The 7403-nt window shown below is 60.7% G+C and carries 7 protein-coding genes and 1 pseudogene; 5 read left to right on the top strand and 3 right to left on the bottom strand.

The window, feature by feature from the left end:
* Together A3722_RS03490 and xth are read right to left on the bottom strand one after the other, a co-directional pair.
* Nucleotides 1-364 (bottom strand): annotated as a pseudogene (locus A3722_RS03490) (transposase); the annotation flags it as partial.
* A 415-nt stretch (nucleotides 365-779) separates the two neighbouring features.
* Nucleotides 780-1556, bottom strand: coding sequence for an exodeoxyribonuclease III (gene xth, locus A3722_RS03485; protein ID WP_067627528.1), 777 nt, complete (start codon nucleotides 1554-1556; stop codon nucleotides 780-782).
* Between the two features lie 348 nt (nucleotides 1557-1904).
* On the opposite strand from xth, the gene A3722_RS03480 reads away from it, so the two are divergent.
* Nucleotides 1905-2168 (top strand): DUF6749 family protein, encoded by a 264-nt coding sequence (locus A3722_RS03480; protein ID WP_067627529.1) that lies wholly within the window; start codon nucleotides 1905-1907, stop codon nucleotides 2166-2168.
* Between the two features lie 56 nt (nucleotides 2169-2224).
* Complete coding sequence (locus A3722_RS03475; protein ID WP_067627532.1) at nucleotides 2225-3283, top strand: DUF6902 family protein; 1059 nt, start codon at nucleotides 2225-2227, stop codon at nucleotides 3281-3283.
* Nucleotides 3284-3299: 16 nt separating this feature from the next.
* On the opposite strand, the gene A3722_RS03470 is transcribed toward A3722_RS03475, so the two are convergent.
* The gene (locus A3722_RS03470; RefSeq protein ID WP_067627534.1) at nucleotides 3300-3623 is read right to left on the bottom strand and encodes a HesB/IscA family protein; all 324 of its coding nucleotides are present in this window, start codon (nucleotides 3621-3623) and stop codon (nucleotides 3300-3302) included.
* A gap of 96 nt (nucleotides 3624-3719) precedes the next feature.
* On the opposite strand from A3722_RS03470, the gene A3722_RS03465 reads away from it, so the two are divergent.
* From A3722_RS03465 to argS, 3 genes are all read left to right on the top strand, one after another.
* Nucleotides 3720-4877: a deoxyguanosinetriphosphate triphosphohydrolase gene (locus tag A3722_RS03465; protein ID WP_067628453.1), complete on the top strand. Its 1158-nt coding sequence runs from the start codon at nucleotides 3720-3722 to the stop codon at nucleotides 4875-4877.
* Between the two features lie 48 nt (nucleotides 4878-4925).
* The gene (locus tag A3722_RS03460) at nucleotides 4926-5546 is read left to right on the top strand and encodes a hypothetical protein (protein WP_067628451.1); all 621 of its coding nucleotides are present in this window, start codon (nucleotides 4926-4928) and stop codon (nucleotides 5544-5546) included.
* A 106-nt stretch (nucleotides 5547-5652) separates the two neighbouring features.
* Nucleotides 5653-7398 carry an arginine--tRNA ligase gene (gene argS, locus A3722_RS03455; RefSeq protein WP_067628448.1) on the top strand — a complete coding sequence of 582 codons (1746 nt, stop codon included), beginning with the start codon at nucleotides 5653-5655 and terminating at the stop codon, nucleotides 7396-7398.
* The last annotated feature ends 5 nt before the right edge of the window (nucleotides 7399-7403 follow it).

The following is a 7403-nucleotide window of genomic DNA, read 5'->3' as shown; positions in this document are numbered from 1 at the left end:
ATCTTGCGGTCCGCCCCGGCAATCCGGCACGCCCGCCGTTCCGATAGCCCGAGAAGGGCCTTCAGATGCGCGACCGCCTCGCGCTTCACGGCAGGCGTCACCACTTTTTTGAAACCAGTTCCTTCATTGCAGCCAGATCGAGCATCTGCTCGGCCAGCAGCTTCTTCAGCTTGGCGTTCTCATCCTCAAGCGTCTTCAGCCGCTTGGCCTCAGACACCGTCATGCCGCCGAATTTGGCCTTCCAGTTATAAAAGGTGCCTTCCGACATGCCGTGCTTGCGGCACAAGTCCGCGCATTTTGCGCCTGCTTCGTGCTCGCCAAGGATGCCGATGATCTGTTCGTCCGTGAATCTCGTTCGCTTCATTGTCCGTCCTCAAGTTGGGCCGGACTCTAATCGACGGTGGAGGAAAAATCCCGTGGCAGGTCAGCGCGTCAACTGGGAAGTCATGCCAGCGCAATCCGGAGTATTCTATCAGCTCACGGGATTTCGCCCAGTTCGATCCTGCCTGGCTCGGAGCGCGTATCTATCGGCGTGATGACGTCTCTGAGTTAATTTCTAAACACCAACAGTTAAGGCCCGCAAAAACGCACCAAAGTAATAGCGCCGAACCTATTGCCGCAGCGAAAGCAGATATCAGTAAATCCCCAGAAAATGCAGAATTCTGTGAATCCGATGATGTCATTTTGTGAATCCGATGCTTCTCTTTCGCACAAGCGGAATATCAGCGCTAAATGAAATCAACCACTTACGTCAAAAAATGTGTTTTTTATCTTAGTATTTACAGTTCGACCCAGATCGGCACATGGTCCGAGGGTTTGTCACGCCCGCGCACATCTCGGTCAATCTGGCAATCGCGCAGCCGGTCGGCCACAATGGGTGACAATAGGAAGTGGTCAATGCGGATACCGTTATTGCGGTTCCACGCACCGGCCTGATAATCCCAGAACGAATAATGCCCCGGCCCTTGGGTGCGCGCCCGAAAAGCATCCGTAAGCCCGAGGTTCACCAGCCGCCGCCACGCCGCGCGGGATTCGGGGCGAAATAGGGCGTCTTCGCGCCAGCTGTCGGGTTTGGCCGCATCTTCGGCCTGCGGGATGATGTTGTAATCGCCCGCCAAGAGAAAGGGCGTTTCCTCGGCCAGCAGCGCCTCGGCGCGGGCCTGAAGCCGCGACATCCACGCGAGTTTATAGTCATACTTTGGCCCCGGCACCGGGTTGCCATTGGGCAGGTAAAGCCCGCAAACCCGTAGCGCCATATCGTCACCCACCACCGTGGCCTCGATCCAGCGAGCCTGATCGTCTTCGTCATCGCCGGGCAGGCCGCGGGTCACATCCTCAAGCGGGAGTTTCGACAGGATCGCCACACCGTTGAAAGATTTCTGCCCGTGGGTTTCTACGTTATAGCCGCGCTCTTCGAGCATGTCGCGGGGGAAGGCCTCGTCGACCGACTTGATCTCTTGCAGCACAACCACGTCCGGCTGCGCCTCGTCGAGCCACTCGGGCAGGGCCGCGGCGCGGGCTTTGATACCGTTGATGTTAAAACTCGCAATCTTCATGTCCGGCCCTCTTTCGACGTGGGTCTGCTATCGCGCAAATGCGGTGGCGGAGCAAGGGGGAGGGCTGCGCGCTTAGGGTGATTCTTAGGCGGCAAGTTCTAGTATAGCTAGAGCCGCGGAAATCTCCCGCGCTGCATTGTTCTGCAACAGCCCTGTGGAAGGTTTTTAGTTGGCACCATGCGAACGACGGAAAGTCGAACAATTGGTCGAAACTGTGGCGCGACGCTAATGTGGATAACTTAACCAGTACAATAACTTAGGCGGAAAATCCTTGGCGAAACACTTTTGAAGTGCATCAGTAATTGGACTACATCTTTAAATTGCAAAGCCCTTTGAAAGGACACCACGATGACCGCTATTTCCGCACGTAACTTTGCCCCCGTAGCAGCGCCAGAAAAACAGGACAAGCCGATGATGCTCGGCGCGGGGGTTGGCCTTTTCACCACCGGTCTCAACCGCGGAGGCGGTGACATGCTGATGGGCGAGGGGACCGAGATGTTCACCACCGGTCTGCACCACGACAGCGGCAGCATCGCGCAGGGGGCGGGGGTCGGTCTTTTCACAACCGGCCTCGCGCCGACCGAGGCGCAGGTGCTGCGCTTTGATGCCTGAAACTGGTTCAAGCGGGCGGCCCCGTCGCCCGCTGTTTCCCATCTGGAGGCGCTATGATGACCAATGTTGTTCTGCTGAGACCTATCGACCGCTGTGCCCCAGCCACTCAAACCGCCCGCTTGATCCGCAGCTTTGCGAAGGAGCGTCGCGCTCAGGGGGATGTTTTTTGGCTCAAGGAAAACGCCGAACTGCTGGGGGTGCTGGCAAGCACGGGCGCCGCGCTGGAGGCCGAGGCGCTAGAGCCGCTCGCCGCCTTCCACGCAGGGTGCCGCGATCTGCTGCGCGATTTCCCACAATACTACCGTTTTATCCTGTCGATCTGCCTCGACCTCGAAGCCATCGGCCTGCCAAAGCAACAGGGCGCGGCGCTCTGCGGCAGGGTTGCGCGGGCGGAGCTGGAAGGCGCGGAACTGTCGGACCTGCAACGCGCCGAGGCCCGCCGTCTGCTGCGCCGTCGGGGTGTCGGGCCGCAGGTCGGTGACGGGGCGCTTGGCCAGCGGCTGCGCGACTTCGTCTCGCGCAGTGTCACCTTTGCCATGCCCAATCGAAAGGCGGCTTATGAACTGACACATATCATTTTCTACCTGTCGGACTATGGCCGCCAGATTCCCGAACTGCCAGATGGGACACTAAAGAGCCTGCATTTCACCGGGCTGCTGGCCTTTCTGGATCAGGACATGGATCTGCTGGCCGAGGTCTGCGCCGCGCTGCGTTTCAGCGGCCATTGTCCAAGCCCACTGTGGGAAGATGCCATCGCGGCCTACCACCGCGCCCTGCGCGTTCAAGCCGAGCCCGATGCGCCCATGCAGGACGATTATCACGAATTTCTTGTCACCGGCTGGGCCATGAAAATCGCAGACCGTCCGTCGCAGGCCCAAACCATGCCACAAGGCGCGCTGCGCTTTCACGCCGCCCGCAGCGGGCAGGGTGCGCTGCGCCCGCTGGCGGCTTGCCTGAATGATATGGGGGCGCAGCGGCGCGCGGATTGGGGGTATATGCGCCCCCATGTTCTGTCTTATCTCGGACCTGACAGCCATGCGATCTTGCTCGCAGCCGAACGCTCTGGCCCGCATTTCGAACAGTTTTTCGAGGGGTTCGCACGGGCGCGCGCCTGAACGCGCCCGGATGTGCTCACATCGAAAAGGACGTGCCGCAGCCGCAGGCCGCAGTGGCATTGGGGTTCTCAATCGTGAACCGCGCGCCAATCAGCTCTTCGGTGAAGTCGATCACCGCATCGGCCAGAAACGGCAGGGACACGCTATCGACCACCACCTTCTGACCGCTGCCTTCCAGAACGAGGTCATCCTCGGCAGGTTCGTCCAGCGCAATGTCATATTGAAACCCTGAACAGCCGCCGCCTTCGACAGCGACGCGCAGGGCTTTGCCTTCGTCGGCGGCCCCGATCTCGGCGAGGCGTTCAAAGGCGCGGGGGGTGACTTTGGGGGGCAGGTTCATCTGCGGGCTCCGATGCATCGGTTTTCTTTCGCGTTCCCCTAACATATAGAAACCACAAGGACAGGTCACAAGGACCGCGAGAGAGGACCAGCCGCAATGCGCGCAGAATTCGCCTCGGATCCGGATACCGCCAAGGGACGGTTGGTGCCGGAGGAGGAAAGCACGTTTCGCTCCTGCTATCAGCGGGACCGGGACCGGATCATTCACGCCTCTGCCTTTCGGCGGCTCAAACATAAGACGCAGGTCTTTGTGGAGCATGAGGGCGACTATTTCCGGACCCGTTTGACCCATTCCATCGAAGTGGCGCAGGTTGCGCGCACCATCGCGGGGGCGTTGCGCCTGAATGGCGAGCTGACCGAGGCCGTGGCGCTGGCGCATGATCTGGGCCACACGCCCTTTGGCCACACCGGAGAAGACGCGCTGCACAAGCTGATGGCGCCCTACGGTGGGTTTGACCACAACGCGCAGGCGATCAAGATCGTCACCACGCTGGAGCGTCACTATGCCGAATTTGACGGGCTAAACCTGACGTGGGACACCCTCGAAGGGATTGCTAAGCACAATGGGCCGGTCACGGGCGACGTGCCCCATGCGCTGGCTGACTATAACGCGCGCCATGATTTGGAACTGCACACCCACGCCAGCGCCGAGGCACAGGTGGCCGCGCTTTCGGATGATATCGCCTATAACAACCACGATCTGCACGACGGGCTGCGGGCGGGTCTGTTTACCGAAGAAGAGATCGCTGAGCTGCCCATGGTCGGCGCGGCCTATGCGGAAGTGGACCGGCTTTACCCCGACACGGACAGCTATCGCCGTCGCCACGAGGCGCTGCGGCGGGTCTTTGGGGTAATGGTCGGTGATGTGATCGAAACATCGTCTAAACTGCTGAAAGAGACGAGGGCCACATCGCCCGATGATATTCGCCATCTGGGCCGTCCGGTGATCCGCTTTTCGGATCCTGTCTGGCAGGATCTGCGCGAGATCCGAAAGTTTTTGTTTACCCGCATGTACCGCGCCCCTTCGGTGATGGAGAATCGTGAGAAGGTCACCAAGGTGGTCGAAGACCTCTTTCCGCTGTTTCTGTCTCAGCCCAACCTGTTGCCGCGCCACTGGGCGGCGGCAATTGAGGCGGCAGAGGATGAAACCACGCTGGCGCGGATGGTCTCGGATTACATTGCGGGCATGACGGACCGTTTTGCGCTGCAAGAACACGCCCGTCTCTTTGGCAGTGATTTGCGCAGCTTCCGCTAATCTTTGCGGCATGGTAGCCTGCCTTTTGTGATCCATAGGTGACCTGACATGATACAAACCCCCGTTCTGCCGGAAAGCCTTGCCGGTGACGCGACTTTCGCGATCCTCTCGGCAGGGCAAGCGCCGGGCCCAACAGTGGCCAAGCGCGCGGCTGGTCTGGGGGCCGAAGTCGTGGCGATGGACCGCGACCCCGCCGTTCTGGCACGGCTGATGAGCCAGTCGCCCGCACGGGTCGAAGGGCTGGCGCTTGCCGGGGATCTGGTCAGCCGGTTCGAGCCTCTTTACCGCAACTGGGGCGGCACGCCGCTGCATTTGGTGTTGAACCTGATACCGCTGGACCCCGACGATTGCGCCAAGGGCATGGACGCGCAGATCCGAGGGCTGTCTGCCATGGTGCGGGCTTTGGGCCGGGGTTTGGTGGCCGGGCAGGGGTCCGTTGTAACCGTCCTGCCGCGCCCCAGCCAGCCACTGGCGCTCGCCGGACATGGCATGATCGGCGGATTTGAGGCCGCCAATGCCGCGCTCGATAAGGTATTTGGCGCACGCGGGCTGCATTTTCACCTGATTACGGTGCCCGAGGGGCAAGCCGACCTCGCGGCAGACAGCGCGCTGTTCCTGGGGTCCGAAGCTGGCCGACGGCTCCGAAGTGGGCGTTTGGACCTCGGCTGACAACGCCGCTTCAAACGCCATTCCCTCACATGGGCCATCGCGGCCCGCCGCTTCATTGACTGCACCCCCGCACATGATAAACGGGCGGGGAACAAGGATACCCGACATGAACCTATTTGCCGAAATTCGCCATCTTATCATTGCGACGCTGGAACAGATGGTCGCGCAGGAGGCCCTGCCTGCGACACTGAACTTTGACCCGATCACCGCCGAGCCGCCACGCGACGCCGCGCATGGCGATATGGCGACCAACGCCGCGATGGTGCTGGCCAAGCCCGCGGGCATGAAGCCACGCGATATCGCCGAAGCATTGGCCGCCCAATTGCAAAACGATCCGCGCATCACTTCTGCCGAAGTGGCCGGCCCGGGCTTTATCAACCTGCGCCTTGCGCCTTCGGTCTGGCAAAACGTGGCACGGCAGGTCTTGAGCCAAGGCACCGACTTTGGCCGCGCGATCCTTGGCGCGGGTCAGCGGGTGAACGTCGAATATGTCTCTGCCAACCCCACCGGGCCGCTGCATGTGGGCCACACCCGTGGCGCGGTCTTTGGCGATGCGCTGGCGAGCTTGCTGGATTTCGCAGGCTACGACGTGACGCGCGAATATTACATCAACGACGGCGGCGCGCAGGTCGATGTGCTGGCACGCTCGGTCTACCTGCGCTACCTCGAAGCCAATGGCAAAGAGGTGGCCTTCCCCGATGGCACATATCCCGGCGACTACCTGATCCCGCTGGGCGAGGCGCTTGCCAAGATGTATGGCGACAAGCTGGTCGACCAACCTGAGAGCGAATGGCTCGATCATATCCGCGACTTTGCGACCGATGCCATGATGAACCTAATCCGTGAGGATCTGGCGGCTCTCGGCGTTGAGATGGATGTCTTCTACAGCGAGAAATCTCTCTACGGCACCGGCCAGATCGAAGCGGCGATTGCCTCGCTCGAAGCCAAAGGGCTGATCTACGAAGGCGTGCTGGAGCCGCCAAAAGGCAAGAAGCCCGAAGATTGGGAACCGCGCGAACAGACGCTGTTCAAATCCACCGAACACGGCGATGACGTGGACCGCCCGGTCAAGAAATCCGACGGGTCCTGGACCTATTTCGCCCCTGACATCGCCTATCACTACGACAAGGTCAGCCGCGATTTCGACATGCTGATCGACATTTTCGGCGCGGATCATGGCGGCTACGTTAAGCGGATGAAAGCGGCTGTGTCGGCATTGAGCGATGGTCATGTGCCGCTCGACATCAAGCTGACGCAGCTGGTGAAACTTTTTAAAAACGGCGAGCCGTTCAAGATGTCCAAACGGGCAGGGACCTTTGTGACCCTGCGCGATGTGGTCGATCAGGTCGGCCCCGATGTGACACGCTTTGTCATGCTGACGCGCAAGAACGACGCGATGCTCGATTTTGATTTCGACAAGGTGCTGGAACAAAGCCGCGAAAACCCGGTGTTCTATGTGCAATACGCCCATGCGCGGGTGGCTTCGATCCTGCGCAAAGCCCAAGAGGCCGGGGTCGAGGTTGCCGATGCCACGCTGATGGATGCGGATCTGACCAAGCTTGACCATGATGCCGAGCTGGGCCTGCTGCGCAAACTGGCCGAATGGCCGCGTCTGGTCGAAACCGCCGCGCGCAGCAACGAGCCGCACCGGGTGGCCTTCTACCTCTATGAACTCGCGTCCGATTTCCACAGCCTCTACCACTTGGGCCGTTCCGAAGACGGGCTGCGTGCGTTGCAAGAAGGGGACGCTGCCACATCGCAGGCAAAAATCGCCCTGTCGCGTGCCGTTGCGATTGTAATTGCGGCGGGTCTTGGTATTCTTGGGGTCACACCGGCGCAGGAGATGCGATAACCGCA

This window comes from Sulfitobacter sp. HI0027 (genome assembly GCF_001634775.1).
Lineage (GTDB): Bacteria > Pseudomonadota > Alphaproteobacteria > Rhodobacterales > Rhodobacteraceae > Sulfitobacter.
Note: the sequence above shows the minus strand (reverse complement) of the source record. Positions and strands in the feature narration are given on the sequence as shown.